Origin of the sequence: Luteimonas sp. TWI596, from assembly GCF_039674105.1 — a bacterium.
Classification (GTDB): Bacteria; Pseudomonadota; Gammaproteobacteria; order Xanthomonadales; family Xanthomonadaceae; genus Luteimonas.
On record NZ_JBDJMU010000013.1, the window covers coordinates 1 to 26,325 of the forward strand.

Sequence of the window (26,325 nt, forward strand, 5' to 3'; positions counted from 1 at the left end):
GGGCATGTTTATGCAGGTTCATCCGGGGCTCCTGGGGCTGGGTTGGCTTGGTAACCCCCCATCTTCCAGAGACGCCCCGGATGAACAACCTACTGAAAGATCACAGCTAGCCCCGATGCTCGGCGTCGCGCGTTGACCCTGCACCCCGCCCATTCTTGGAGATCCCAATGCACGTCTTCTGCCATCGCCGGCTGCTGTCGACCGGCCTGCTCTGCGTGCTGCTGGCTGCCTGTGCGCGGCCGTCGGGTGAGACCGCTACCGAGTACGCGGCCGATGCGCCGCCGCCAGCGGCCGAGGCGATGCAAGCCGATGCGATGTCGTCGCCGGCGGCGGGCGCCGGACCTGCCGCCGAGGCCGAAGCGGGGGTCGATGCCGCCGTGCAGATGGCCTCCGGCACGCTGGCGCAGACCGATCCCGCGCGCCGCTTCATCCTTGCCGCCCAAGCGCGGTTCGCGGTCGACGACGTCTACCGCTCGGCGCTCGCGATCGAGGATCTCGCCGCCGCGCAAGGCGGCTTCGTGGTCGCCAACCGGATCCGGTCCGAGACCCAGGGCATGCAGCGGCACCGCATTGGAGATGGCAAGCTGCTGGAGCTGATCGAGTACAAGACTGCAGGGGAACTGACCGTGCGCGTGCCCAGCGACCGCGCGCAGACGTTCCTGCGCGAGCTCGCCAAGCAGATGAAATTTCTCGACAGCCGCGACTTCGACGCGCGCGACGTGCAGTTCGACCTGCTGCGCCAGCAACTGGCGTACGCCCGCAGCCAGGAGTTGCAGCAATCGCTGGCGCAGGCGGTGCAGGCCGGCGACCGGCTGGACCGCAAAGGCGACGCGTTCGCCGCCCGCGAACGTGCGCTCGCGGCCCGCGACGAGGCGCGCGTGACCCAGCGCGAAGTCGAGGACCGGATCGCGTTCGCGACGATCGACCTGTCGCTCTATCAGCCTTCGCAGGTCCGGCACAGCGAACGCGTCGACCCCGAGGCCGTGTTCGCCCAGCAACGCCCCGGCTTCTTCGTGCGGATCGGCCAGGCGCTACGCGGCGGCTGGCAAGGCCTGCTCGACGCCGGCGTCGCGGTGGCGCTGCTCTGGCCGCTGTGGCTGTTTGTCGCCATCGTCGTGATCGCCTGGCGTGCGTGGCGTCGTCGCCGGGCGGCGGTGCGGAGTTGAGACCAGATCGCGGGTGACGTTGCGTAGCGCCTGCGATACGCCGTCGGCGCGCATCGTTGCCGCTCTGCGAGGTCTCGCGCCGCGCCGGCAAGCTTGTGCCGGCGCGGCGTATGGCCTTCCCCCACGATTGCCGGTGTCGTCGGAACGCTGGCGAGGTCATGGGGCTGTAGAGACAGACGCACGGTCATGGTGTCCGATTGGAGCGGCCTCGCTGCGAGGTGAGATCCACGTGCTGTGTGATCGGTTCTTCCAGGGTGCCACCGTGCACCTCCGATCAAAGGCCAGGCTGACGTACTGCCGTGGTGCAAGCAGGCGCGAGGCGCGCATCACCGCGAGAGCCCCGATCCTCCTGCGCTGCGCGCCTGGGTAGCAAAGTCGTTGGGGTAATAGAACTCGAGTGGCCGACCGTCGAACAAGAACAGGACTTGGCGCACTCCGTACCCGAGTTCGTTCTCGATGATCCCGAGTACGACGTTCTGCAACGCGGAGAGCCGATCCTCCAGCTCGGCGCCCATGTAGTCGACGTTTGCGGGGAGGTAGCTTTTTGAGATGTTCACCCTGACGACCGCAGCATCCGTTGAGATCGTCACCGAACGCAATGTGGCGCCCAGCGATCCCTGATCGCTCATTACGCATTCGATCCGTTCTTCCAGCATACGTGTGATGCGGTCAATGGCCGCGCTGTCGAGCGTGCGCATCTCTTTCGAAGCGAATGAGGCGGACGCGCTTTGCGCGAAGAGACTCAAAAGGAGGATGCTCGCAGCGAACTGCGCCGCAAAGACGATTCGGAGGCGCGGAGCCTTTGGAATTCCCTGCATGTCATCCTCCTTCGCTAAGCTCAGGCCACGGCGGGCGCTGTCGCATCGACGCCGCGATACCCCAACGCCTCTGTGAGGTGCTTCGATGCGATGTCCACACTGTCGTCGAGATCGGCAATCGTGCGCGCCACGCGCAGGATGCGGTGCATCGCGCGCGCTGATAGATGCAGGGATTCGATCGCGCGTTCGAGCAGCGCCTGGTCGGCGGGGGCGAGGCGGCAGTGGCGGGCGGTCGCGGTCTGGTCGAGTCGGGCGTTGAGGGTGCCGGCGCGCGCCTGCTGGCGCGCGCGCGCGGCGTCGACGCGGATCCGGATCGCGGCGCTGGTTTCGCCCTGCGGCGCGTCGGGGCGCAGGGCGGCCGGCGGCAGACGCGGGACGTCGACGTGCAGGTCGATGCGGTCGAGCAGCGGGCCGGAGATACGCGCGCGGTAGCGGGCGATCGCCTCATTGCTGCAGCGGCAGCGTCCCGACACGTCGCCGGCCCAGCCGCAGGGGCAGGGATTCATCGCGGCGACCAGTTGGAAGCGGGCCGGGAACTCGCTTTGCCGCGCGGCGCGCGAGATGGTCACCGTGCCGGACTCCAACGGCTCGCGCAGCACTTCCAGCGCGCGGCGGTCCCATTCGGGCAGTTCGTCGAGGAACAGCACGCCGTTGTGCGCCAGCGAGATCTCGCCCGGCCGCGGTTCGTTGCCGCCGCCGACCAGCGCGACCGCGCTGGCGGTGTGATGCGGACTGCGGAACGGGCGCGTGCGCCAGCGGGCCGGGTCGAGGCCGCGACCGCTGATCGAGAGTACCGCAGCGGTTTCCAGTGCTTCGGCTTCGCCGGCATCGGGCAGCAGGCCGGGCAGCCGCGAGGCGAGCAGGGTCTTGCCGCAGCCTGGTGGGCCGACGAGCAGCAGGTGATGGCCGCCGGCGGCGGCGATCTCCAGCGCGCGCCGGGCCTGGGCCTGGCCGCGGACCTCGCGCATGTCGGGGCCGGGCAGCGCGCACTGCGGCGGGGCGGCCGCGACCGGCAACGGTTTGGTGCCGCCGAGCAGCGCGCAGACCTCCAGCAGCGTGCGGGCAGTCCGCACCTCGACGTCGGACGCCAGCGCGGCCTCGGCGCCGTTGCCGGCCGGCACGACCAGGCCGCGGCCGGAGTCGGCGACCGCAAGCGCGGCCGGCAGTACACCGTCGACCGCGCGCAGTTCGCCGGTCAGTCCGAGCTCGCCGACAAATTCCCAGTCGCGCAGCGCCTCGGCCGGGACCTGGCCGCTGGCGGCCAGGATGCCGAGCGCGATCGGCAGGTCGAAGCGGCCGCCGCCTTTGGGTAAGTCGGCCGGGGCGAGGTTGACGGTGATCCGGCGCGCCGGGAACTCGTACTGCGCGCATTGGATCGCGGCGCGGACCCGGTCCTTGGCTTCGCGCACTGCGGCTTCCGGCAGGCCGACGATCGACATCGATGGCAGGCCGCCGCCCAGGTGCACCTCGACCTTGACCGCGGGTGCCCGGATGCCTGCGCGCGCACGTCCGTGCACGAGCGCAAGTCCCATGGTGCTGTCCTTTTAGTGGGCGGTGTCGAAACTGTCCGCCGAGGGTGCCGGCGGCGCGGCCTGGGACGTGCCCTGGGTCTCGAGCTGGCGGACCTGCGCTTCCAGGGTCTCGAGCTTCTCGCGCGTGCGCAACAGCACCGCGCGCTGGACTTCGAACTCCTCGCGCGTGACCAGGTCCAGCTTCGCCAGGCCCGATTGCAGCACGGCCTTGAAGTTTTCCTGCAGTTCCTCGCGGCTCTCGCGCAGGCCGGCGGGCACCAGCCCGCTGAGGCGACGCGCGAGCTCGTCGATGTTGTTCAGATCGATCATCAGTCAGTCCTCACGGTGTACAGATAGCGTCGCCGGCATGCGCAACGCATGCAGTCGGCCGCCTCCGCGGCGCGTCGTCAGAAAATTCCCCGGTCGCGGCGCGGGGCGCACTAGACCATGCCTCCCGGCACGCGCACAAGCGTGCTGCGCCGCGTGCTCGGCATCGTGTAGGGCGACGCGTGAGGGTGGCGTATCCTTGGCGCATCCCCTTGCGGAGGCACTGCGATGAAGATGGTCATGGCGATCATCAAGCCGTTCAAGCTCGACGACGTGCGCGAGGCGCTCGCCGAGGTCGGCGTGACCGGCATCACCGTCACCGAGGTCAAGGGCTTCGGCCGCCAGAAGGGCCACACCGAGCTCTATCGCGGCGCGGAGTACGTCGTGGATTTCCTGCCGAAGGTGAAGCTGGAGATCGCGGTGACCGACGACATCGTCGATGCCGTGGTCGAGACCGTGCTCAAGTCCGCAGGCATGGGCCGGATCGGCGACGGCAAGGTCTTCGTCTACGACCTCGAGCGCGTGGTGCGGATCCGCACCGGCGAACTGGACGCCGACGCGCTGTGAGCGGCGCCGTGTTGCGCGGCTAGGCGCAGGCGCCGGATGTCGAGTCGATGCAGGCAATCGGCCTGGCACCGCACGCGGCGCGATGTCATGGCCGGCGCGGTCATTGCGCTCGCCTGCCTCCTCGCCGCCTGCGACCGCCCCGCGGCCGCGCCGTCGCCGCCCGCACCAGTGCACGCGGCCAAGCCTGATCATCTCCACCGCCCGGCGTACTTCCGCGCGCTGCTGGCCGAGCTCGCGGCGCGGCCGGAACTGCGGGGCCACGCACTGCGGCTGCACCGCTTCGTCTACCTCTACGCCGACGGCTCGGCGTTGCTGTGGCTGCAGTCGCCGGGCGACCCGGCAGCGCTGCTGCGCTACACCTACGGCGATGCCTACCCGGCGCCCGGTATGCGCTGGGAGGCCGTCGCGGCCGGGCGCGAGGCGTCGCCGTCCGTTCTTGAACCCGACCTGCTCGACCTCGACGCGTTGCCGCTCGAAGGCCTGCCGGTCGCGGCGGCCGCTGCCGATGCGCAGCTGCGCCGGATGCGGGCCGACGCCGGCGACGATGCCGCATCGCAGGACGCGCTGGCGACCGGCCCCGACGGCCTGTACTACGTGATCGGGCAGGCCGACGGCGGCCCGGGCTGGCGCGCCGACATCAATCCGATTCCGATGCGCTGCGAGCGTACGTGGCGGTTCCACTTCGCGCCGGACGGAGCGTTGCGCGAGGTCGAGGCGATGACCGACCTCGCGCGCCCGGCCGACTGCGACGCCGCGCGTTGATGCGTGCCTGGGGGCGACGACGAGAATGACCGCATGGGACTGTCACTGACGCCGGCCACGCGGATCGGCCTGTCGATCGCGCTGGCCACCGGGCTTTATGGGGTGTCCTTCGGCGCGCTGTCGATCGCTGCCGGGCTCGACCTGTGGCAGACGATGGCGCTGAGCCTGTTGATGTTCACCGGCGGCTCGCAGTTCGCATTCGTCGGCGTGCTCGCCGGCGGCGGCGCGGGCGCGGCGGCGTTCGGGGCGGCCAGCCTGCTGGGCGTGCGCAATGCGGTCTATGCGGTGCAGATCAATCGGTTGCTGCACCCGCGCGGATGGACGCGCTTGCTCGCGGCGCAGGTGACGATCGACGAATCCGCCGCGACTGCTGCCGGCCAGCCCGAACCTGTCGAGCAACGCCGCGGCTTCTGGGTCGCCGGGCTGGGTGTGTTCGTGTGCTGGAACCTGTTCACGCTGGTCGGGGCACTGCTGGGCGATGTGATCGGCGATCCCCGGCGTTGGGGCCTGGACGGTGCCGCGGTCGCGGCCTTCATCGGCCTGCTGTGGCCACGGCTGCGCGGCCGCGAGCCGGTCGCGATTGCGGTGGTCTGCGCCTTGGCGACTGCACTCGCGATGCCGTGGCTGCCCGCGGGCGTGCCGATCCTGGTCGCGGCGGCGGTCGCGGCCGCCTGGGGCGCCTTGCTCGCGCGGCGCAGCGTTGCATTACAGGCGCGGGCGTGAGCGCGACCTGGGGTTGGTTGCTGCTGGCCTGCGCGGTCGCGTTCGCGACCAAGCTCACCGGCTACCTGGTGCCGGCGCGCTGGCTGGAAGGCGCACGCATGGCGCGCATCACCTCGGCGATGACCATCGGGTTGCTGGCGGCGTTGGTGGTCGTCAACGGGTTTGCCGGCGCCGGGGGCGTCGTGCTCGATGCCCGGGCCGGCGCCTTGCTGGTCGCGGTCGTCGCGCTGTGGCGCGGCGTGCCGTTCCTGGGCGTGGTGGTGCTGGGCGCGCTCGCGGCCGCGGGGCTGCGAGCGGCCGGCATCGGCTGAGCGGGTCGAGCGCGATGCGGGCGATGCGGGCGATGCGCGGCGGAAGCCGCGGCATCGCCGGGGTGTGGGCTCAGGCCTCCAGGGCCTTGGCCACGAACGGCGGCAGCACCTGCGCGGCCTGGTGGATCTGGGCACTGTAGTACGCGGTCTCGAAGCCCTTGGCAGCGGCGTCGGCCTGGCGGAAGTCGAAGCCCTGGCCCTTGCGCGCCAGCGTCACGCTCCACCAACCGGTCGGGTAACAAGGCTGCGGGAATGGCAGCGTCTGGAACGTGGTGAAGCCGGCCTTGCCCATCTCGGCGCGCATTTCGCGGATCAGGTCCAGCAGGGCCAGCGGGGATTCGGACTGCTGCACCAGGATGCCGTCGTCCTTGAGCGCGCGGAAGCAGCTGTCGAAGAAGGCCTTGTTGAACAGACCCTCGGCCGGACCGACCGGGTCGGTCGAATCGACGATGACGACGTCGACGCTGCCCGGCGCGCAGTCGCGCATGTAGGCGATGCCGTCGTCGAACAGCAGCTGCGCGCGCGGGTCGTCGTTGGAGGCGCACAGTTCGGGGAAGTACTTCTCCGACATCCGCGTGACCTGCTCGTCGATGTCGCACTGCACTGCGCTTTCGACGCCCGGATGCTTGAGCACTTCGCGCAGCGTGCCGCAGTCGCCGCCGCCGATGATCACCACCCGCTTGGGCGCGGCATGGGTGAACAGCGCCGGGTGCGAGACCATCTCGTGATAGAAGAAATTGTCGCGCGTGGTGACCATCATCGCGCCGTCGATCAGCATCACGTTGCCCCAGTCGGTGCTCTCGTAGATCTCGATCTTCTGGAACGGCGACTGCACTTCGTCGAGCTTCTTCGTCACGCGGAAGCCGATCGACGAGCCGGTGGGATCGAAGGTCTCGTGGAGCCAGGTCGGAGCGGACATGCGAAAGGTTCCGGTCAATTGCGGGCCGCGCATTGTAGCCGAGCCCCCATGACAGGCCGGGCGCCGAGGACTGCCGCGAGGGGCGCTTCTCCTGGACCGGCGCGCGGATTAGGATTCGGGTCGGGGACGCGCCGGACGGCGTGACGAGGGGACGCAAGGATGATGTCGGAAGCGGAGCGCCGTGCGCGGGTCGCGCGGCTGGAGACGTTCGCGCAACGCGCGCCCGGGGCCTACCGGATGCGGCTGGCCCTGCTGGCGGCCTTGGGTTTCTGTGTGCTCGGCGGCGCGGTGGTGCTGGCCCTCGGGTTGTCGGTGGGACTGGTCGCGCTGCTGCTGGTGATCAGCCCGCTGCTGCTGGTCAAGCTGGCGAAGGTGGTCTGGATCCCGATTGGCTTCGGCTGGCTGGTGCTGCGCGCGCTGTGGGTACGCTTCGAGCCGCCAGCAGGGCGGCCGCTCGCACCCGGCGAGGCGCCGCGGCTGGTCGCCGAGGTCGAGCGCCTGCGACGCGCTGCCGGAGCGCCGCGGCTGTCGGGCATCCTGATCGACGACGACCTCAATGCCGCGGCCGCCAGCGTGCCGCGGGTGCTCGGACTGTTCGGCCATCGCCACTATCTCGTGCTGGGCCTGCCGCTGATGCAACTGCTCGACCCGGGGCAGTTCGCATCGGTGGTCGCCCACGAGTTCGGTCACTTCGGCGGCGGGCATGGCCGCTTCTCTGGCTGGATTCACCGTGTGCGCCTGAGCTGGTACCGCGTGCTCGACGGCCTGGCCGCGCGCGGTGCGTGGGCGAGCCGGGTGTTCGAGCGATTCTTCCGCTGGTACGCGCCGTACTTCGACGCCTACAGCTTCGTGCTCGCGCGCCAGAATGAGTATCAGGCCGATGCGATGGCCGCCCGGCTGGCCGGCGCCGATGTCGCCGGCAGTGCGCTGATTCGGGTCAATGTCGGCGCCGCGCGCCTGGCGCACGAGTTCTGGCCGTCGGTGATCGATGCCAACCGCGAGCGCGCCGAGCCGCCGGACCGCCTGCTGCGCGAAATGGCGACCGCGCTGCGGAGTCCGCATCCGGAGGACGACGCCCGGTTGGCCGCGCAGCTGACTGCCCGCGCCGGCGTGCATGACACCCATCCCACGCTCGCACAGCGACTGCAGGCTCTGGGCGTGGAAGCGATGGTCGCGCCGCCGCCCGAGCGCAGCGCGGCCGAGGTTCTGCTGGGCGACCTGTTGCCGTCGCTGGAGGCAGCGTTCAGCGAGGACTGGCGCCTGCGCATCGGCGATGGCTGGCGAGAGCGCCACCGCGCGCACGCCGAGGACCGTGACCGGCTCGCCGCACTCGAAAGCGGTTTGGCTCGCACGCCGGCCGAGACCGTCGAGTACGCGGCCCTGGTCGAGCGCGTGCGGCCGCAGGACGACCCGGTGCCCCTGTACCGCGACGCGGTGCGCGTCGCGCCGCAGGATGCGTTCGCACACTTTCGCCTGGGCGCGTTGCTGCTCGAACGCGACGAGCCCGCTGGCGTGGGGCTGTTGCATCACGCACGGATGCTCGATCCCGGGGCAGCGGATGCGGTCAACGAGGCGCTCGCTGCCTACTATCGCCGACGCGACGACCTCGATGCGCTGGACGCGGTGATCAGCGACCAGGTATCGATCGACGACCGACGGCGCGGTGCGTAGCAAGCGCGCAATGCACTCTCGGCCGGTGATGCGCTTCTGCCGCATGGCCTGGACGGGGCTGCACTCGCCGCCGCGTGCGCCTCACTGGCGGCGACCGGGAAGATCGGCAGTGCCTGGATCGCGCGCAAGCACATCAAGGGCGATGCTGACGGGCTGCCGCACTTCGTGGTGCTGGTGCGGCTGCGCGGCCTGGTGTTCGACGCCGATGCGACGCTGCAGCGGGTGGTCGACGCGCTGGACCTGCCCGGCAGCTACGTCGCCTTCATCGCCTCTGGTCGGCGTCGGATCGCGGGCCGCGTACGCAAGGTTGCCGGCCCGCCAACGTATCGGCACGGTGACCGCTGAGGGCATGTCACCGCAGGTTGCGCCGCCAGCCCCTAGACTATGCGGCCCCTTCGCCGATGGACGCCTGCCGATGACTGCCTGGTCGACCGACCACGCCCGCAAGACCTACTCGATCCCGCATTGGAGCGAGGGGTATTTCGATGTCGACGACGCCGGGCGCATCGTCGTCTCGCCGCGCGGCGCGCAGGGCCCGTCGATCGCGCTGCCCGAGGCGGTCGACGCCGCGCGGGCCAATGGTGCCCAATTGCCGCTGCTGGTGCGCTTTCCCGACATCCTCGGCGACCGCCTGCATCGGCTGCAGGCGGCGTTCGCACAGGCGCAGGCCGAGTGGGAGTATGCCGGCGGCTACACCGCGGTCTATCCGATCAAGGTCAACCAGCACCGCGGTGTGGCCGGCACGCTGGCCGGCCATCACGGCGAGGGCTTCGGCCTGGAAGCGGGCAGCAAGCCCGAGCTGATGGCCGTGCTCGCGCTCTCGCGCCCGGGTGGTCTGGTCGTATGCAACGGCTACAAAGACCGGGAATACATCCGCTTGGCGCTGATCGGCCGCAAGCTGGGCCTTGAGACGTTCATCGTCGTCGAGAAGCCGTCCGAGCTTGCGCTGGTGATGGAGGAAGCGGCCGCGCTCGGCGTGAAGCCGGGTCTGGGCGTGCGCATGCGATTGGCCTCGCTGGGCGCGGGTAAGTGGCAGAACAGCGGCGGTGACAAGGCCAAGTTCGGGCTCAATCCGCGGCAGTTGCTGGACCTGTGGAAGAAGCTGCGCGACGCGGGCATGAGCGACTGCCTGCAGCTGTTGCATTTCCACATGGGTTCGCAGATCTCCAACGTTCGCGACATCGCCAACGGCATGCGCGAGGCGGTGCGCTATTTCGTCGAGCTCTCGCGGCTGGGTGCGCGCATCAGCCACGTCGACGTCGGCGGCGGCCTCGGTGTGGACTACGAAGGCACGCGCTCGCGCAGCTACAACTCGGTCAACTACGGCGTGCGCCAGTACGCCGGCAGCATCGTCCAACCGCTGGCGCAGGCCTGCGCCGAGCATGGGCTGCCGCCGCCGCGCATCGTCACCGAATGCGGGCGTGCAATGACCGCCCACCATGCGGTACTGGTCGCCAACGTGTCGGAGGTCGAGCGCGCGCCCGAAGGCCGCGTGCCCGACGCGCACAGTGACGAGCCGGCGGTGGTGGCCAACCTGCGCGAGTTGCACGGCGAATTGGCGGCGCGGCCAGCGGTGGAGCTGTTCCACGAGGCGCAGCACCACCACGCCGAAGGCCTGGCGCTGTACGCGCTCGGCCAGTTGGACCTGGTGCACCGGGCGCGCATCGACGACCTGTTCTATGCGATCGCGCATGCGGTCCGCGCGCGGCTGACCTTCGACGAGAAGAGCCATCGTCCGCTGCTCGACGAGCTCAACGAGCGCCTGGTCGACAAGTACTTCGTCAACTTCAGCGTGTTCGAGTCGATGCCCGATGTCTGGGCGATCGATCAGGTGTTCCCGATCGTGCCGATCGAGCGCCTCGACGAGCTGCCGGAGCGCCGCGGCGTCATCGCCGATCTGACCTGCGACTCGGACGGCAAGATCGACACCTACGTCGAGAACGAGGACCTCGACACCTCGTTGCCACTGCATGCGCTGCGTGCGGGCGAGCAGTACCGGCTGGGCTTCTTCATGGTCGGCGCTTACCAGGAAATCCTCGGCGACATCCACAACCTGTTCGGCGACACCGATGCGGTCGAGGTCAAGATCGAGGGCGACGGCATCACGATCGCGCAGCAGCGCCGCGGCGACACCACCGACGTGATGCTCGACTACGTCGGCTATCGCCTCGACGACCTGCGCGCGCGCTACACCGCGCTGGTCGACGACGCGGCGCTGACGGCCGATGAAGCGCAGCGGCTCAAGGACGCGCTCGAAGCCGGGCTTACCGGCTACACCTATCTCGACGACACGCCGCTCGAGTAAGCCGCGACAACCGCGTCGGTGGCCTCAGGGCCGCCGGCGCACGAGGCGGCCGGCGATTTCGGTGCACGCGGCGGTCAGCCGCCGCGATGGACCTGGAAGCCGGCGAACGACTGGCTGACCGGCATGATCTCGAGCCGGTTGATGTTCAGATGCGGCGGCAGGTTGGCGACCCACCACAGCTGCTCGGCGATGTCCTCGGCGGTCATCGGCGTGGCGCCGCCGTAGAGCGTGTCAGAGGCGGCCTGGTCGCCGCCGGTGCGCACCAGCGTGAACTCGGTCTCGGCCATGCCCGGTTCGATCGAGGTCACGCGCACGCCGGTGCCGTGCAGATCGGACCGCAAGCCGAGCGAGAACTGGGTGACGAAGGCCTTGGTGCCGCCGTAGACGTTGCCGCCCGGATAGGGATAACTGCCGGCGATCGAACTGATGTTGAGGATCGCGCCGCGGCGTTCGATCAACGTCGGCAACAGGGCATGGGTCAGCGTGGCGAGCGCGGTGACGTTGGTGTCGATCATCTGCGTCCACTGCGCGAGATCGGCGCGTTGCGCCGGCGCGGTGCCCAGCGCCAGCCCGGCGTTGTTGATCAGCACGTCGATGCCGCGGAAGGCGTCTGGCAGTGCGTCGAGCGCGGCGCGCATCGCGTCGGCATCGCGGATGTCGAATGTGGCCACGTGCAGGCGCTCGGTCCCGTGCGTGTCGATCAGCGCCTGCAGCCGCTCGGCGCGGCGGCCAGTGGCGATCACGCGCCAACCGCCCTGCAGGAAGCGGGCGACGGTCGCGGCGCCGAATCCCGAAGTCGCGCCGGTGACGAGAAGGGTGCGGGGCATGGAGGCTCTCCCGGGCTTGCGCCTGTGCTGGGCGCGAATGGGGGCGGGACGGATGCGGCATCGCGCCGCCCCGCCGATCAATGCAGCGTCGGCTTGCCGCAACAGGTCTTGTACTTGCGGCCGCTGCCGCAGGCGCACGGATCGTTGCGGCCGGGCACCTCGGCGCGCCGGACCGGTTGCGGACGCCGATCGTGCAAGCGCTGCAGATACATGTCGTGGAGCATGTCGGGCAGGTCGTAGGCGAGGTCGAAGCGCTCCTCGAGCGACAGCATGTCGCCCTCGGCCATCTCGGCCTCCTCGAGCTGGCTCGCATCGACGATCGCCAACCGGGCGATGACGCCCAGATCGTTCTCGATCGACTCGTGCTCCTGCATCCACTCAGACCACGCGTCTTCGTGTTCGGCGGCGGCGCGCAGGAACCCGGCGGCCCACGCGGCTGCGAACGGGAAGTCGGCCGGCACGCCGTCCAGTCCACCCGCGGCATCGCCTTCGGCCTGGCCATCTTCGGCCTCGGGCGGCAGACCGAGCATCGGCATCAGCGCCTCGTGGGCGACGCCCTCCTGCGGGTCCTGGCGCACGCGGTGCACGATCTCGTCGGCCAGCCGGGCGATCAGCGCCTCGGCCTCGCGGGTCTGGCGGGCATCGCGGCGCGCGACCTCGCCCATGCCCCAGACCAGCGGCAGCACGGTGTCCAGCGCGACTTCGACCGGGCCGACCGCGAACGCCGACAGGAAGCCGTCGAGCATTTCCAGGTTGCCCAGCCCAGTCTCCGGGTCGGTGCAGCGATCGAGCAACGTGTCCAGCCGGTCGAGCTCGGCATCGCTCAGGCGGGTGTCGTCAGCCATGGTCGGGTGCCTCCGTCACTGGGCCTTGATCGCCAGCGCCGGCAGCCCGCCGTTGCCGAGCTTCTGCTTGGCTTCGGCCAGCTCGGTGGCAGTGCCATAGGGCCCCATGCGCACGCGGTAGACCGTCTTGCCCTGCGCCTGGCCGGCTTCGACCCGGGCGCTCAGGCCCAGCAGCGCGATACGGGCCTTGAGCGCTTCGGCATCGCCCGAGGCGCTGAACGAACCTGCCTGCAGCAGGTAGCGGGCATCGCCGCCGGCAGCCGGTGTCGTCGAGGCCGGGGTCGTGGGCCGGGTCGGGGTCGCCGCCGGCGTGGTCGTCGCCGCCGGCGTCTCGCTCAGCGGCGTCGGGCCGGTCGGGGCGCCGGCCAGGTCCGCAGCGTCGGGATGGCGGCCCTGCAGCGCCTGCTGCTGCGCCTCGGCGCGTTGCCGTCGCTCGGTCTCGGCGCGCGCGCTGGCGGCCAGCTCGGCGTCGGACATCGGCACCTCCTGGTCGGGCAGCAGGGTGTAGAAGTCGTAGTCGGCGGCAGGCGCGGGCTGCGGCTGCGCGGTGCGCGGTCGCGGCGCCGGGGGTTCGGCCAGCGGCGCCGGTGCGTCCTCGTCGAGGGCGCCGGTCGCCGGCTGCGCGTCGGGATTGGGGCGCGGGCGGAAGAAGCCGTCTTCGGCGTCGGGCTTGAACAGCCGCGGCACCGCCAGCACCACGCCCAGCGCGAGCACCACGCCAATGATCATCCACGCCCAGCCGGGCAGGCCGCCGGAGCTGCCGCCGTTGCGTCGTGCCTGGGATTTTCCGCGTCTTGCTGCCATTACATCGCCTCCGGAGCCTGCACGCCCAGCAGCGCCAGGCCGTTGCGCAGCACCTGCCCTACGGCCGTCGCCAGCGCCAGCCGCGCGTCGCGCGTCGGGGCGTCGTCGACCAGGAACTGGTGATCGTTGTAGTACGTCTGGAAGGCCTGCGCCAACTCCAGCAGATAGGTCGCGATCAGGTGCGGCTCGAGCTGAACGCCGGCCGCGGCGACGATCTCGGGCCAGCGCGACAGGTCGATCAGCACGTCGCGCAGCGCCGTGTCGGTCATGTCCGGCAACTGCGCCAGGCCGTGCTGCAGATCGAAGGCCAGGCCGCGCTCGGCGAGCTGGCGCTGCAGGCCGCAGATGCGCGCATGCGAGAGCTGGACGTAGTAGACCGGGTTGTCGAGCGACTGGCTGCGCGCCAGGTCGATGTCGAACACCAGCTGCGAGTCGGGCTTGCGCGCGACCAGGAACCAGCGCGTGGCATCGCGCCCGGCCTCGTCGATCAGGTCGCGCAGCGTGAGATAGCTGCCGGCGCGCTTGGACAGCTTCACCTCCTCGCCGCCGCGCATCACCGTGACCATCTGGTGCAGCACGTATTCCGGCCAGCCGGCCGGGATGCCGGCATCGAGCGCCTGCAGGCCGGCGCGCACGCGTGCCAGCGAGCCGTGGTGGTCGGCGCCCAGTTCGGTGATCGCGCGCCGGTAGCCGCGCTGCCACTTGCTCAGGTGATAGGCGACGTCCGGCACGAAATAGGTGTAGCTGCCGTCGGACTTGCGCATCACGCGGTCTTTGTCGTCGCCGTAGTCGGTCGAGCGCAGCCACAGTGCGCCGCCGTCTTCGTAGGTGTGACCATTGGCGACGAGCGCGCTCACGGTTTCCTCGACCTTGCCGTCGGCGTACAGCGACGACTCCAGGAAGTAGACGTCGAAGCTCACCCCGAACGCGGCCAGGTCGGCGTTCTGCTCGCGGCGCAGCCAGGCGACCGCGAACCGGCGGATCGCGTCGAGGTCGTCGGTATCCGCGGTGCCGGTCACGCATTGGCCTTCGACCTCGACCGTGGCGCCGTCCAGGCACGCGCGGGCGACATCGGCGATGTACTCGCCGTTGTAGGCATCGGCCGGCCAATCGGCGTCGCCCGGCGCCAGGCCGCGTGCGCGCGCCTGCACCGAGCGGGCGAGGTTTTCGATCTGCACGCCGGCGTCGTTGTAGTAGAACTCGCGCTTGACGTTCCAGCCGTTGGCGTCGAGCACGCGCGCGATGCAGTCACCGATCACCGCGGCGCGGCCATGGCCCACGTGCAGCGGACCGGTCGGGTTGGCCGACACGTATTCCACGCCGGCGGTCTGCGCCGCGCCGCTGTCGTTGCGGCCGTAGGCGTCGCCTTGCGCGTGTACCGCGACCAGTTGGTCGCGCCAGGCGCCCGGCGTCAGGCGGAAGTTGAGAAAACCCGGGCCTGCGATCTCGACCGAGGCGATCGCGTCATTGGCCGGCAGCGCATCGACCAGCGCCTGCGCGAGCGCGCGCGGGTTCGAGCGGGCCGGGCGTGCCAGCAGCATCGCCGCGTTCGTGGAGAAATCGCCATGGCTGCGGTCCTTCGGTCGCTCGACGACAAAGGCGGGCGTGGCGAGATCGGCGGGCAGCGTGCCGGCCTCGCGCAGGGCGGCGATGGCCCGCTCGACGAGCGGTTCGATGAGGGCGCGGGACGAAGAATTCACGGGCAAAGAGTGTCGCAGAGCACGGCCGGGCATTGTACGCGAGCCATCCTGAGCGGACCGGCGCGTGGAAGGCGTATGCTTGCGCGCCCGGTTCTCCAGGCCCCGCGTGGACGCGCTGTTTCCCGAACTGCTCTGGCTGGTATGCATCGCGTTCATGGCCGGATTGGTAGATGCGGCAGTGGGCGGCGGCGGATTGGTCCAGCTACCGGGTCTGTTCACAGCGTTGCCCCAGCACGCCCCGGCGGCGCTACTGGGCACCAACAAGTTCAGTTCGATCTTCGGGACCGCGGCGGCGGGCTGGCGCTATGCGCGTAACGTGCGGTTTCCCTGGATGCCGGTGCTGTGCGCCTCGGCGACCGCGTTCGTGTTTGCGTTCGCTGGCGCCACCGCAGTCAGCCTGCTCCCGCGCGATGCGGTCCGGCCGCTGATCCTGGTGCTGCTGGTGGCGATGCTGGCCTACACCCTGGTCAAGAAAGACTTCGGCGCGCTGCACCGCCCGCGCGAGGTCGGCCGCCGAGAACTGGCGCTGGCATTGGCGATGGGGGCTGCGATCGGATTCTATGACGGCCTGTTCGGGCCGGGCACCGGCAGCTTCCTGATCTTCCTGTTCATCCGCTTCTTCGGGCTGGATTTCCTGCGCGCGACCGCCGCCTCGAAGATCGTCAATCTGGCGACCAACCTGGCGGCGCTGTCGTTCTTCGTGCCGTCGGGCCACGTGCTGCTGGCGTTCGCGGTGCCGATGGCGGCGGCCAACGTGGGCGGCTCGGTGGTCGGCACGCGATTGGCGCTGCGCGGCGGGACGCCGCTGATCCGCAAGCTGTTCGTCGCGTTGGTGGTGGTGCTGATCGCGAAGATGGCCTGGGACACCTTCGCGAACTGATCGCCGGCGTCAGCGGCGGCCGCCGCCGACCTCGATGAACTGCAGGAATTCGGCGCGGGTGCGCGCATCGTCGCGGAAGCTGCCCAGCATCGTCGAGGTGATCATGCTGACCCCGCGCTTGTGCACACCGCGCGTGGTCATGCACTCGTGCGCGCCTTCGACCACCACGCCCACGCCCAGCGGCGATAGCGCGCGCTGGATGCAGCCGGCGATTTGCGCGGTCATCTTCTCCTGCACCTGGAAACGCTTGGCGTAGGCCTCGACGACGCGCGCGAGCTTGCTGATGCCGACCACGCGACCCGACGGCAGGTAGCCGACATGCACTTTGCCGATGATCGGCGCCATGTGATGCTCGCAATGGCTCTCGTACTCGATGTCGCGCAGCACGATCATCTCGTCGTAGCCGGCGACTTCCTCGAATGTGCGTGCAAGATAGGCATCGGCGTCGATCGCGTAGCCGCTGAACCATTCGCCGTAGGCGTCGACGACGCGGCGGGGGGTATCGAGTAGACCTTCGCGGGCCGGATCCTCGCCGGCCCAGCGCAGCAGCGTACGAACAGCGGTCTCGGCCTCGGCGCGGGGGACACCGTTGCGGGCATCGTCGTGGGAAGCGCTCATCGCGACTCTCGCGGAAAAGACGCTATGGTAGCGCGCCGCCGTTCGGCGCCACAGGGCGCACTCAGGCGTTGCGATCGGCGCGCCGGGCCGCGTCCTGCCGGGATGCGGCGTCCATCGCACAGTGCTGCCAGGCCGCTTCGACCGCGCCGCGCGCTTCCACCCAGCCCAATCGCGAGGCGCCGCGCGTTGCGTTCCAGTCGCGCTCGAGTTGCGCGGCGACCGTTTCGAACTCCTCGCCGCGATGGCGGCGCCAACTGCGCAGACCGAGCCGGTAGGCCGGCGCATAGTCGTCCCAGGTCCGCCCCACCGAGTAGTACGGCGCCTGTTGCAGTGAGGCCGCGAAGCGCTTGAGCGAAGCATGGTCCACGTCGATCTCCGTAATCGACTCGCGCATCGGCTCGGGCGCTGGATGGGCGGCAGTGGCGGGATCGTGCTTCATCTGGGGCGTTTTCCGGATTACCGAGGGGGCAGGCATTGGGGAGCGGTGGACATGGGAGGCAACGCTATGCCCGTCTCCGTTCCCCAGCAGTGAAGCGCACGCGCTGCTCCGACGCGCGTGCAGCCTGCGTTCACGGAGCGGCGCTCGCAGGGCGCCGGCGGAAAAATCTGCACGCCTGCGGGTCCTGGGACCGGTTGCCATGACATTCCGCAGGGGCGCGGCGCTTGGCTGCCCCGCAGAATGCAGGTCCGACCCTCAGGAGTTCAGCCCATGCGCGCCATCGCCGCCGGTTCCACGCTGGCCCTCGCCCTCTCTTTGGCGCTACCGCTGTCGCTATCGCCGTGGGTCGCCGTCGCATCCGTCTCCGACGTGGCAGCGCAGCAACCGGATGACGAATCGTCACGCCTCAACGCCTGGTTCGAAACCTACTACGAGACGGCTCTGCAGATGAGTCCGATCCAACTGAGCTCTCTCGGCCGCAAGGAACGCAATGACAGTCTCAACGACATGTCGGAGCAGGCCAATCGAGACCAGGTGGCTTGGTTGGAGGCTTCGGTTCGGGAAATGGAGGCGAACTTCGACTACGCCTCGCTCGATGCAGAGACCAGAGTGTCGTGGGACCTCTGGAAGCGCGAGTATGAAAGCATGCGCGATGGCATGGCGTTTTCCATGAACGGCTATGTGTTCCACCAGATGGGGGGAATGCACAGCGCGTTCCCGACATTCATGATCAACGTCCACAAAGCCGACGACGAGCAGAGCTACCAGGCCTACATCGCCCGGCTCAAGGCGGCGCCGGCGATGTTCGACCAACTGCTCGAGCGCGGTCGCGCCGCCTCCGCGCAGGGCATCCGCCCGCCGCGGTTCGCGTTCGAAGGCGTGATCGACCAGTCGCGCAAGGTGATCACCGGCGCGCCGTTCGACGACGGCCCTGCCAGCGCGCTGTGGGCCGATGTCCAGGCCAAGGCCGATGCGTTGGTCGAACAGGGCAAGCTGACCGCCGAGCGCGCCGCGCAACTCAAGGAAGACGCCCGCGTGGCGCTGGTCGAGCAACTCAAGCCGGCCTATGAGCGGATCATCGCGTGGAGCGAGCAGGAGCGGCCCCAGGCCCTGGAGAACCCGTCCGGTGTCGGCACGACCCACCCCAATGGCGCGGCGTACTACGCCTACCAGCTGCGCGAGAACACCACGACCGCGATGACCGCCGACGAGGTCCACCAGCTGGGCCTGGACGAGGTGGCGCGCATCCGTGGCGAGATGGAGGCGCTCAAGACCCGCGTCGGCTTCGATGGCGACTTGCAGGCGTTCTTCACCTTCCTCGACACCGACAAGCGCTTCAAGTACCCCGACACCGATGCCGGCCGCCAGGCCTACATCGACGATGCGACCGCCGCGATCGACAACATCCGCCAGCACCTGCCCGAGTACTTCGGCCTGCTGCCCAAGGCCGGCCTGGAGGTGCGTCGCGTGGAGGCATTCCGCGAGCAGCCCGGCGCGGCGCAGCACTACTATCCCGGCACGCCGGACGGGTCGCGCCCGGGCATCTACTACGCGCACCTGTCGGACATGAACGCGATGCCCAAGACCGAACTGGAGGTCATCGCCTACCACGAGGGCCTGCCGGGCCACCACATGCAGATCTCGATCGCCCAGGAGCTGCAGGGCGTGCCGACGTTCCGCACCCAGCAGTTCCACACCGCCTACACCGAGGGCTGGGGCCTGTACTCGGAGTGGCTGGCCAAGGAGATGCCGGGCACCTACCAGGACCCTTACTCGGAGTACGGCCGGTTGATGTCGGAGATGTGGCGTGCGATCCGGCTCGTCGTCGACACCGGCATGCACGCCAAGGGCTGGACGGAACAGCAGGCGGTCGACTACTTCCGACAGAACAGCTCGATCCCGCAGGCGGCGATCGAGTCGGAGATCCGCCGCTACCTGATCATGCCCGGCCAGGCCACCGCCTATAAGGTCGGCATGATCCGCATCCAGGCGCTGCGCCGGAAGGCGGAGGCCGAGCTGGGCGACCGTTTCGACATCCGCGGCTTCCACGATGCCGTGCTCGGCGGCGGCGCGCTGCCGCTGGACCTGCTCGAACAGCGCGTGGATCGCTGGATCGCCGAGAAGAAGGCCAGCTGAGCCGGCACCGACGTCGCGTTCTCGCAGAACGCCGGCGTTTCCAGCGCACCTCCCCCGCCTGCGAGGGAGGGAGGTCGGCGCCGCAGGCGCCGGGTGGGGGCAAGCGCCCGATGATGCGATCGAATTCCGCCCAACGCGGGCGGCGACTCGCTCAGTCCACCGCGGCCAGTACCGCCGCCGCGAACGCGGCGATGTCGAAGCGCTGTCCGGTCGGGTCCTCGCCGCGGCGCACCAGCACGAGGTCTCGCGAAGGCACGACCAGGATGTACTGCCCACGGTTGCCGAACGCGGCGAACGTGTCGGCCGGCACGCCCGGCGAGCGCTGCAGCAGCCACAGCGTCGCGCCATAGCCGAAGTCGCCCTCGGGCTGCGGGCCGGACGGCGTCGTCGCCTGCCGCACCCAGCCTTCCGGTAGCAGTCGACGTCCGTCGGCCACGCCGTCGTCCTTGAGCAACAGGCCGAAGCGGGCCAGGTCGCGCGCGGTCGACCAGACCTGGCTCGACAGCACGTAGCCGCCCTGCCAGTCGGTCTCGGCGAAGGTCCGCGTCATGCCCGTGGGCCAGAACAGGTCGGTATAGGGACGCGACAGCGCCCGTGCGTCGTCGCCGGTGGCCGCGCGCAGCGCATGCACCGCCAGCACGCTGTCGTTGTTGGCGTAGCGGAACCGCACGCCCGGCGGCGCGGCCAGCGGCCAGCCGGGCGCGGCCTCGGCCACGGTCGCGCCGCCGAAGTACAGCGCATCGGTGCGATTGCCGGCGGTGTCGCTGTGCAGGCCGCTGGCCATGCGCAGCAACTGGTTGACGGTGATCGCCGCGCGCGGGTCGCCCGGGCGTTGCCATTCGGGCACCGGCGCCGGGCGCGCCGGATCAAGCGTGCCCTGGGCTGCGGCGACGCCGACCAGCGCGCCGGCCAGGCTCTTGGCGACCGACCACGTGCGCTGCGGCACGTGCGGGCCGAAGCCGTCGCGGTAGCGCTCGGCGACGATGCGCCCGCCCTGCACCACGACGACCGCGGTGGTGACGTGCCCCTCGCCGAACGCGGTGGCATCCAGTGCGCCGTCGAGTGCGGCCGACAGCGCGCGGTCGTCGCCGCGCAGCGGCGCAGTCGCGTCACGCTCACCCAGCGGCCAGGGCCGGGCATCGAGGTCCGGCGCGGCGGCATCGAAGCGCGGCAGCGTCGCCACCGCGGCGGCGCCGGCCCCGATCGGCAACTGCGCGCAGCCCAGGTTCGGACGCCAGGCGGCGATACGCGGCGGCAGCGACGGGTCGAATGCGACCGAGACCGTCTGCGCGTCGCGGTCGACCACGGCGGTCAGCGCATCTACCTGCGCCTGGTATTCGGGATAGATGCCGCGCAGTTCGACCGCGTCCACTTGCGCAGGCGTGCGGCCGCCACCCAGATGCGCGCTGCACAGCGTCAGCGCCTTGTAGCCCGCCGCGACCGCGCGCGCATGCGCCTCGGGGGCCGGCGGCGGCACGGTCTGCGCGAGCGCGGGTGCGGCGGCGAACAGGAGAACGGGCAACAGCTTGCGCATCGGCGGCATTCCGAAGACAGGACGCCGCAGTCTAGGCGGCGCCGCCAGCCTTGGCTTGCTGCCCTCGGCATAATGTAATATTTTGAGTTACATGAAACCCGACAGCCGCCTGTCCTCCGTCCTGCACGTCTTGCTGCACATGGCCCAGCACGACGGCCCGCTGACCTCCGAGACCCTAGCGCGCGCGCTGGGCACGAACCCCGTGGTGGTCCGCCGTACGCTCGCCAGCCTGCGCGAGCGCGGTTACGTCGCTTCGGCCAAGGGGCCGGGCGGCGGCTGGACCCTGGGCTGCGACCTGCGCACGGTGACGTTGCTCGACATCTATCGCGCGGTCGGCGAACCGACCGTGTTCGCGATGGGCCATCGGCTGGCGCAGCCCGCGTGCCTGGTCGAGCAGGCCGTCAACGAGGCGCTCGACGTCGCCTTTCGCGATGCCGAGGCGCTGTTGATCGCGCGCCTGGGCGAGGTGACCTTGGCCGAACTGGCCGCCTCGTTCGCGCGGCGCATGCCGCATGTCCCGACCGTCCCCTGCGAGCGCCCCGACCATGCCTGACCCCATCGCGTCCTTCGATGCCGTCGTCGTCGGCGGCAGCTATGCCGGCCTATCGGCTGCGATGCAGCTCGCCCGCGCGCGCCAGCGCGTGCTCATCATCGACGCCGGCCAGCGGCGCAACCGCTTTGCGTCCGCCTCGCACGGGCTGATCGGGCAGGACGGCCGCGCGCCGGACGCGATCGCCGCCGACGCCCGCGCCCAGGTGCTGGCCTATCCGAATGTCACCTGGCGACAGGCGACCGCGGTGCGCGCCGATGGCGGCATCGGCCTGTTCGCGGTCGAGGACGAGGCCGGCCAGCGCGTGCAGGCCCGCCGGCTGGTGCTGGCAACGGGCGTGGTCGACACCCTGCCGCCGATCGACGGCCTGCAGGTGCGCTGGGGACGCAGCGTGTTCCATTGCCCGTACTGCCACGGCTACGAGCTCGACCGCGGCCGCATCGGTGTGATCGCCGTCGGCGAGGTCTCGATGCACCATGCCCTGATGCTGCCCGACTGGGGCGCGGTGACGTTCTTTCTCGATGGGCGCTTCGTGCCCGACGATACCCAGCGCGCCGCGCTCGCTGCGCGTGGCGTGCGGATCGAGCCGGCGCGGATCGCCGCGGTGTCCGGGCACGCGGATATCGTGCTCGACGACGGCCGGCAGATCGCATGCGACGGGCTGTTCGTCGCCAGCCGCATCCACGTCGCCAGCCCGCTGGCCGAGCAGCTCGGCTGTGCCTTCGAAGATGGGCCGCTGGGCGCCTTCGTGCGCACCGATGCGATGCAGGTCACCTCGGTGCCCGGCGTGTTCGCCTGTGGCGACGCCGCGCGCGCTGCGCACAGTGTTGCGCTGGCGATCGGCGATGGCGCGATGGCCGGCGCCGCGACCCATCGCAGCCTGCTGTTCGACTGAACCAGCGGGCCTGGCGCTTTGCCCGTGCACCGCGCACGCGGCATCATGACAGGCTGGAACCCGCCCACACGACGAGACCCGTGCGCATGAAGCGATCGAAGACGACGGCCCTGCTGCTGATGGGCGCCGCCCCCCTGCTGTTCACCGCCTGCCAGCGCGAGCAGCCGGTGCAGATGCAGGAAGGCCTGTTCACCTCGGTCGAGCGCTGCACCGAAGCCACCGGCGATGCCTCCAACTGCCGCGTCGCGTTCGAGCAGGCCCGCCAGCAGGCCGCCGATGCGGCCCCGCAGTACGGCAGCCGCGAAGCCTGCGCGCGCGACTATCCGGCCGAGGATTGCGTGGAGCAGCGCACGACGGCCGGGCACTCGTTCATCGGACCGATGATGGCCGGCTTCTTCCTGTCGCAGATGATGAGCGGCAACCGCGCCGGGCTCGCCCAGCGGCCCGCCGCGGGCCAGGCACGCGGCGCCGCCCCCGGTCGGCCGCAGGCCACCCCGGCCTGGCGCAGCAACACCGACGGCTGGTTGCGGCCGTCCGGTGCGACGGCTGCCGGCCGCGCCGGCCTGACGCCGGTCGCCGCCACCCCGGATCGCGCGATGACCGCGCAGCGCGGCGGCTTCGGCGCCTCGGGACGCGGTCGCAGCAGCGGCGGCTGAGCGTGCGGCGGATTCCGATCGTCGAGCGCGGCGACTGGCGCGCACGCGCTGCCGAAAGCGGTTTCCGCTTCCACACCATCGACGGCGCCCGCTACTGGGACGAACGCGCCTACTACGCCTTCACCCTGCGCCAGATTGAGGACGACCTCGAGGACCCGAGCGCCGAGCTGCACGCGATGGCGCTCGACTTGGTCGATGAGATCGCCGGCAGCGATGCGCTGATGCAGCGCCTGGCGATTCCCGCGCCGTTCCGCGACTGGGTCGCCGAGAGCTGGCGTCGCCGCGACGGCCATCTCTACGGGCGTCTGGACTTCGCCTACGACGGCCGGGGCCCGGCCAAGCTCTACGAACTCAACTACGACACCCCGACCTCGCTGTTCGAAGCCGCGTTCTTCCAGTGGCAGTGGCTGGAGGACCAGCGCGAGACCGGCCGTCTGCCGGCCGAGGCCGACCAGTTCAATTCGATCCACGAGGCGCTGGTCGAGCGCTTCGGTGTGTTGTCGATGCACCTGCCGCCGCCGCTGCTGTTCGCCGCCTCGCGCGATTCCGAGGAAGACCAGGGCACGGTCGACTATCTGCGCGATTGCGCCGCCCAGGCCGGCCTGCATGGCGCGCCGATCGCGATCGAGGATGTCGGGCTGTCGGACGACGGCCGCTTCACCGACCTCGACGACACCGTGATCGGCACGCTGTTCAAGCTCTACCCGCTCGAAGACCTATTCGCCGAGGACTTCGGCCGCGCGCTGCCCGGCTCGGGCCTGCGCCTGCTCGAACCGCCGTGGAAGGCACTGCTCAGCAACAAGGGCATCCTGCCGCTGCTGTGGGAGCGCCACCCGGGCCATCCCAACCTGTTGGCCGCAGCGTTCGACGACGGCGGCGCGCTGCCGGCCGGCTGGGTGCGCAAGCCGCTGCATTCGCGCGAAGGCGCGAACGTCGCCATGCATCTGCCCGACGGCCGCTGGCTCGAGAGCGAAGGCCCCTATGCCGGCCCCTGCATCCGCCAAGCGCTGCACCCGCTGCCGCAGTTCGACGGCCGCTATCCGCTGGTCGGCAGTTGGGTGGTCGGCGATGTCGCCTGCGGCATCGGCATCCGCGAGGACGACGGCCCGATCACCCGCGACAGCGCCCGCTTCGTGCCGCACGCGATCGTCGAGGACGGCGCGCAGACCACGCTGTACGCCTGAGCGGGCGGATCAATCGCAATCGCGGGGGCGATTCCCGGCCGTGCGTGCGCGAACGCCGAGACGTTCGATGCGCAGCAGGCGCTCGAAACGCATGACGTGGACGATGAGCACGCGTGGGCCCTCGTGCCGATAGAAGACACGGCACGGCGGTTCAACGATCTCTCGGTAGCGCGAGCCGGGCAACTCGGGAGGGCGGCGACCGCTGGCCGGATGATCGGCGAGTCGCTCGACGTGGACGAATACGCGCGCCACGAACGCCGCCGCAGCCCGCGGGTTTTCGATCGCGATGTAGTCGGCGATGGCATCCAGGTCCGCGATCGCCGGCTCCGACCAGACTACTTCAGCCATCGAGCCAGACGTGCCTTGGCCTGGTCGTGGCTTGCAACGCGGCCTTCGGCGATCGCCTGTTCGCCACGTGCGATGCCTTCGAGAATCGACATGCGTTGCTGCATGCGCTCGTAACTCTCCACATCCACCAGATAGGCGCTGGGCAGACCATGCTGCGTGATGAGGATCGGCTGCCTGTCCCGTTCGATGTCGGACAGCAATTCGGTGGCCTGGCGCTTGAGCGTCGTGACGAGTTCGGTGCGCATGAGAGTGACACTAAAGTATCACTAACGCGAGCGCAAGCGGCATGGCGCCTGAGCATGGGTTGGCCTTGAAGCACCAGGCAGGATTGGGTGCATAGCCGCGTGCGGCCATTGTCGTGACGCTTCGCCCGCGACGCCGATGCCACGCACACGGCCCGCGCCTGCGATCATGTGCGGATGACCGAGCCCACCGCGTTTTCCACTCTCCCGCTGTCGCCCGCCCTGCTGCAGGGCGTCGCCGCCCTCGGCTACACGGTGATGACGCCGATCCAGGCGCAGGCGTTGCCGGCCATCCTCGCCGGCCACGACACCATCGCGCAGGCGCCCACCGGCAGCGGCAAGACCGCGGCCTTCGGGCTCGGCCTGCTGCAGCGGCTCGATCCGGCGCGCGTGGAAACGCAGGCGCTGGTGCTGTGCCCCACGCGCGAGCTCGCCGACCAGGTCGCGCGCCAGCTGCGCCGGCTCGCGGTCGGCATTCCGAACCTCAAGGTCTCGGTGCTGTGCGGCGGCATTCCGCTGGGTCCGCAGCTCGCGTCGTTGACCCACGATCCGCATATCGTCGTCGGCACCCCCGGACGCATCCAGGAACTGACCAAGAAGAAGGCGTTGCACCTGCGGCATGTACGCACGCTGGTGCTCGACGAAGCCGACCGCATGCTCGACATGGGCTTCGAAGAACCGATCCGCGACATCGTCGGACGCACGCCCAAGACCCGCCAGGGCCTGCTGTTCTCGGCCACGTTTCCCGGCGACATCCGCGCGCTGGGTGCGGCGATGCTGCGCGACCCGGTCAGCATCGGCATCGGCGGCGACACCGAGGCCCCGGCCATCGATCAACGCTGCTTCGAGGTCGAACCCGCGCGCCGCGCGCCGCTGTTGGCCGCCCTGCTGCTGCGCTATCGGCCCGAGTCGGCGGTGGTGTTCTGCAACACTCGCGCCGACGTGGTCGAGGTCGCCGGCTCGCTGGCACATTACGGCTTCGCGGCGCTTGCGCTGCACGGTGACATGGAGCAGCGCGATCGCGACGAAGTGCTGCTGCAGTTCGCCAACCGCAGTTGCGCCGTGCTGGTCGCCAGCGACGTCGCCGCGCGCGGGCTCGATGTCGAGGACCTCGCCGCGGTCGTCAATTTCGAACTGCCGCACGACCCCGATACCTACGTGCACCGCATCGGCCGCACCGGCCGCGCCGGTCGCACCGGGTTGGCGTTGAACCTGGTGACGCCACGGGAGTTGCCGCGCACGACGGCGATCGAGGCGCACCTGGGCCAGCCGATGCGCTGGGAGACGCTGATGCCGTTGTCCGGCAAGGCGACGAACGTGCCGCCGGCGGCGATGGCCACGCTGCGCATCGACGCCGGCCGCAGCGACAAGCTGCGCCCCGGCGACATCGTCGGCGCGCTGACCGGCGAGGCCGGTCTGCACAAGGAGGCGATCGGCAAGATCGACGTATTCGCGACCCGCAGCTATGTCGCGATCGCACGCGGCCAGGCCGCACAGGCGCTTGCGCGGCTGCGCGAAGGCAAGATCAAGGGAAGGCGGTTCCGGATCGCGCGGCTCTGACATCACGCGCGCCGAACGCCTCGGGGG

The 26,325-nt window shown here is 70.2% G+C and carries 28 protein-coding genes; 15 read left to right on the plus strand and 13 right to left on the minus strand.

The window, feature by feature from the left end; translation table 11 throughout:
• The first annotated feature begins 167 nt into the window (after positions 1–167).
• Positions 168–1,166: a DUF4349 domain-containing protein gene (locus tag ABE487_RS11155; RefSeq protein ID WP_346451498.1), complete on the plus strand. Its 999-nt coding sequence runs from the start codon at positions 168–170 to the stop codon at positions 1,164–1,166.
• A gap of 326 nt (positions 1,167–1,492) precedes the next feature.
• On the opposite strand, the gene ABE487_RS11160 is transcribed toward ABE487_RS11155, so the two are convergent.
• From ABE487_RS11160 to ABE487_RS11170, 3 genes are read right to left on the minus strand one after another with little or no spacing between them, the layout of a single operon-like run.
• Entirely contained in the window at positions 1,493–1,984 is a 492-nt protein-coding gene (locus tag ABE487_RS11160) for a GerMN domain-containing protein (RefSeq protein WP_346451500.1), read from the minus strand.
• Positions 1,985–2,004: 20 nt separating this feature from the next.
• Positions 2,005–3,516: a YifB family Mg chelatase-like AAA ATPase gene (locus ABE487_RS11165; RefSeq protein WP_346451501.1), complete on the minus strand. Its 1,512-nt coding sequence runs from the start codon at positions 3,514–3,516 to the stop codon at positions 2,005–2,007.
• Positions 3,517–3,528: 12 nt separating this feature from the next.
• Positions 3,529–3,825, minus strand: coding sequence for an accessory factor UbiK family protein (locus ABE487_RS11170; protein ID WP_346451503.1), 297 nt, complete (start codon positions 3,823–3,825; stop codon positions 3,529–3,531).
• A gap of 225 nt (positions 3,826–4,050) precedes the next feature.
• Here ABE487_RS11170 and ABE487_RS11175 point away from each other — a divergent pair, with 225 nt between their 5' ends.
• The 4 genes from ABE487_RS11175 to ABE487_RS11190 all read left to right on the plus strand — a co-directional run bounded on the left by ABE487_RS11175 (position 4,051) and on the right by ABE487_RS11190 (position 6,185).
• On the plus strand, positions 4,051–4,389 hold the full coding sequence (locus ABE487_RS11175) for a P-II family nitrogen regulator (protein ID WP_183425161.1): 339 nt from the start codon (positions 4,051–4,053) through the stop codon (positions 4,387–4,389).
• An 87-nt stretch (positions 4,390–4,476) separates the two neighbouring features.
• On the plus strand, positions 4,477–5,151 hold the full coding sequence (locus ABE487_RS11180; RefSeq protein ID WP_346451504.1) for a hypothetical protein: 675 nt from the start codon (positions 4,477–4,479) through the stop codon (positions 5,149–5,151).
• Positions 5,152–5,184: 33 nt separating this feature from the next.
• Positions 5,185–5,874 (plus strand): AzlC family ABC transporter permease, encoded by a 690-nt coding sequence (locus tag ABE487_RS11185; protein WP_346451506.1) that lies wholly within the window; start codon positions 5,185–5,187, stop codon positions 5,872–5,874.
• Positions 5,871–6,185: an AzlD domain-containing protein gene (locus ABE487_RS11190; protein WP_346448144.1), complete on the plus strand. Its 315-nt coding sequence runs from the start codon at positions 5,871–5,873 to the stop codon at positions 6,183–6,185. Before ABE487_RS11185 ends, ABE487_RS11190 begins: the two co-directional genes overlap by 4 nt.
• A 70-nt stretch (positions 6,186–6,255) precedes the next feature.
• On the opposite strand, the gene speE is transcribed toward ABE487_RS11190, so the two are convergent.
• Entirely contained in the window at positions 6,256–7,104 is an 849-nt protein-coding gene (gene speE / locus ABE487_RS11195; protein WP_346443568.1) for a polyamine aminopropyltransferase, read from the minus strand.
• Positions 7,105–7,263: 159 nt separating this feature from the next.
• Here speE and ABE487_RS11200 point away from each other — a divergent pair, with 159 nt between their 5' ends.
• The 3 genes from ABE487_RS11200 (at position 7,264) to speA (ending at position 11,080) form a co-directional block, all read left to right on the plus strand.
• Complete coding sequence (locus ABE487_RS11200; RefSeq protein WP_346451507.1) at positions 7,264–8,775, plus strand: M48 family metallopeptidase; 1,512 nt, start codon at positions 7,264–7,266, stop codon at positions 8,773–8,775.
• Positions 8,776–8,940: 165 nt separating this feature from the next.
• On the plus strand, positions 8,941–9,120 hold the full coding sequence (locus tag ABE487_RS11205) for a hypothetical protein (RefSeq protein WP_346448140.1): 180 nt from the start codon (positions 8,941–8,943) through the stop codon (positions 9,118–9,120).
• 70 nt (positions 9,121–9,190) lie between these two features.
• Positions 9,191–11,080 (plus strand): arginine decarboxylase, encoded by a 1,890-nt coding sequence (gene speA, locus ABE487_RS11210; protein ID WP_346451509.1) that lies wholly within the window; start codon positions 9,191–9,193, stop codon positions 11,078–11,080.
• Between the two features lie 74 nt (positions 11,081–11,154).
• Here speA and ABE487_RS11215 read toward each other — a convergent pair whose 3' ends face one another.
• The 4 genes from ABE487_RS11215 to argS form a co-directional block, all read right to left on the minus strand.
• On the minus strand, positions 11,155–11,907 hold the full coding sequence (locus ABE487_RS11215) for an SDR family NAD(P)-dependent oxidoreductase (protein WP_346451511.1): 753 nt from the start codon (positions 11,905–11,907) through the stop codon (positions 11,155–11,157).
• A 77-nt stretch (positions 11,908–11,984) separates the two neighbouring features.
• The gene (locus ABE487_RS11220) at positions 11,985–12,752 is read right to left on the minus strand and encodes a UPF0149 family protein (protein WP_346451512.1); all 768 of its coding nucleotides are present in this window, start codon (positions 12,750–12,752) and stop codon (positions 11,985–11,987) included.
• 15 nt (positions 12,753–12,767) lie between these two features.
• The gene (locus ABE487_RS11225) at positions 12,768–13,556 is read right to left on the minus strand and encodes an SPOR domain-containing protein (protein ID WP_346451514.1); all 789 of its coding nucleotides are present in this window, start codon (positions 13,554–13,556) and stop codon (positions 12,768–12,770) included.
• Entirely contained in the window at positions 13,556–15,256 is a 1,701-nt protein-coding gene (gene argS / locus ABE487_RS11230) for an arginine--tRNA ligase (protein WP_346443578.1), read from the minus strand. The genes ABE487_RS11225 and argS overlap by 1 nt, the downstream gene beginning before the upstream one ends.
• 127 nt (positions 15,257–15,383) lie before the next feature.
• On the opposite strand from argS, the gene ABE487_RS11235 reads away from it, so the two are divergent.
• Positions 15,384–16,136, plus strand: a complete 753-nt coding sequence (locus ABE487_RS11235; RefSeq protein ID WP_346452902.1) for a TSUP family transporter — start codon at positions 15,384–15,386, stop codon at positions 16,134–16,136.
• A gap of 9 nt (positions 16,137–16,145) precedes the next feature.
• Here the strand turns inward: ABE487_RS11235 and folE are convergent, their stop codons facing one another.
• Together folE and ABE487_RS11245 are read right to left on the minus strand one after the other, a co-directional pair.
• Entirely contained in the window at positions 16,146–16,754 is a 609-nt protein-coding gene (gene folE, locus ABE487_RS11240; protein ID WP_346443580.1) for a GTP cyclohydrolase I FolE, read from the minus strand.
• Positions 16,755–16,815: 61 nt separating this feature from the next.
• On the minus strand, positions 16,816–17,193 hold the full coding sequence (locus tag ABE487_RS11245) for a hypothetical protein (RefSeq protein ID WP_346443581.1): 378 nt from the start codon (positions 17,191–17,193) through the stop codon (positions 16,816–16,818).
• Positions 17,194–17,463: 270 nt separating this feature from the next.
• On the opposite strand from ABE487_RS11245, the gene ABE487_RS11250 reads away from it, so the two are divergent.
• Positions 17,464–19,329, plus strand: coding sequence for a DUF885 domain-containing protein (locus ABE487_RS11250; protein WP_346451517.1), 1,866 nt, complete (start codon positions 17,464–17,466; stop codon positions 19,327–19,329).
• Positions 19,330–19,480: 151 nt separating this feature from the next.
• Here ABE487_RS11250 and ABE487_RS11255 read toward each other — a convergent pair whose 3' ends face one another.
• Positions 19,481–20,863, minus strand: coding sequence for a serine hydrolase (locus ABE487_RS11255; RefSeq protein WP_346451519.1), 1,383 nt, complete (start codon positions 20,861–20,863; stop codon positions 19,481–19,483).
• 91 nt (positions 20,864–20,954) lie between these two features.
• Here ABE487_RS11255 and ABE487_RS11260 point away from each other — a divergent pair, with 91 nt between their 5' ends.
• The 4 genes from ABE487_RS11260 (at position 20,955) to ABE487_RS11275 (ending at position 24,148) form a co-directional block, all read left to right on the plus strand.
• Positions 20,955–21,416, plus strand: a complete 462-nt coding sequence (locus tag ABE487_RS11260) for an Rrf2 family transcriptional regulator (RefSeq protein WP_346443584.1) — start codon at positions 20,955–20,957, stop codon at positions 21,414–21,416.
• Positions 21,409–22,308: an NAD(P)/FAD-dependent oxidoreductase gene (locus tag ABE487_RS11265; protein WP_346451520.1), complete on the plus strand. Its 900-nt coding sequence runs from the start codon at positions 21,409–21,411 to the stop codon at positions 22,306–22,308. Before ABE487_RS11260 ends, ABE487_RS11265 begins: the two co-directional genes overlap by 8 nt.
• Positions 22,309–22,394: 86 nt before the next feature.
• Entirely contained in the window at positions 22,395–22,964 is a 570-nt protein-coding gene (locus ABE487_RS11270) for a DUF1190 domain-containing protein (protein WP_346451522.1), read from the plus strand.
• Between the two features lie 2 nt (positions 22,965–22,966).
• Positions 22,967–24,148, plus strand: a complete 1,182-nt coding sequence (locus ABE487_RS11275; RefSeq protein WP_346451523.1) for a glutathionylspermidine synthase family protein — start codon at positions 22,967–22,969, stop codon at positions 24,146–24,148.
• 9 nt (positions 24,149–24,157) lie between these two features.
• Here ABE487_RS11275 and ABE487_RS11280 read toward each other — a convergent pair whose 3' ends face one another.
• Positions 24,158–24,496 carry a type II toxin-antitoxin system RelE/ParE family toxin gene (locus ABE487_RS11280; RefSeq protein ID WP_346448127.1) on the minus strand — a complete coding sequence of 113 codons (339 nt, stop codon included), beginning with the start codon at positions 24,494–24,496 and terminating at the stop codon, positions 24,158–24,160.
• A complete protein-coding gene (locus ABE487_RS11285; protein ID WP_346451524.1) occupies positions 24,484–24,741 on the minus strand; it encodes a type II toxin-antitoxin system Phd/YefM family antitoxin in 258 nt (85 codons plus the stop codon). The genes ABE487_RS11280 and ABE487_RS11285 overlap by 13 nt, the downstream gene beginning before the upstream one ends.
• Positions 24,742–24,915: 174 nt before the next feature.
• On the opposite strand from ABE487_RS11285, the gene dbpA reads away from it, so the two are divergent.
• Positions 24,916–26,298 (plus strand): ATP-dependent RNA helicase DbpA, encoded by a 1,383-nt coding sequence (gene dbpA, locus ABE487_RS11290; protein WP_346451525.1) that lies wholly within the window; start codon positions 24,916–24,918, stop codon positions 26,296–26,298.
• Positions 26,299–26,325 lie beyond the last annotated feature (27 nt).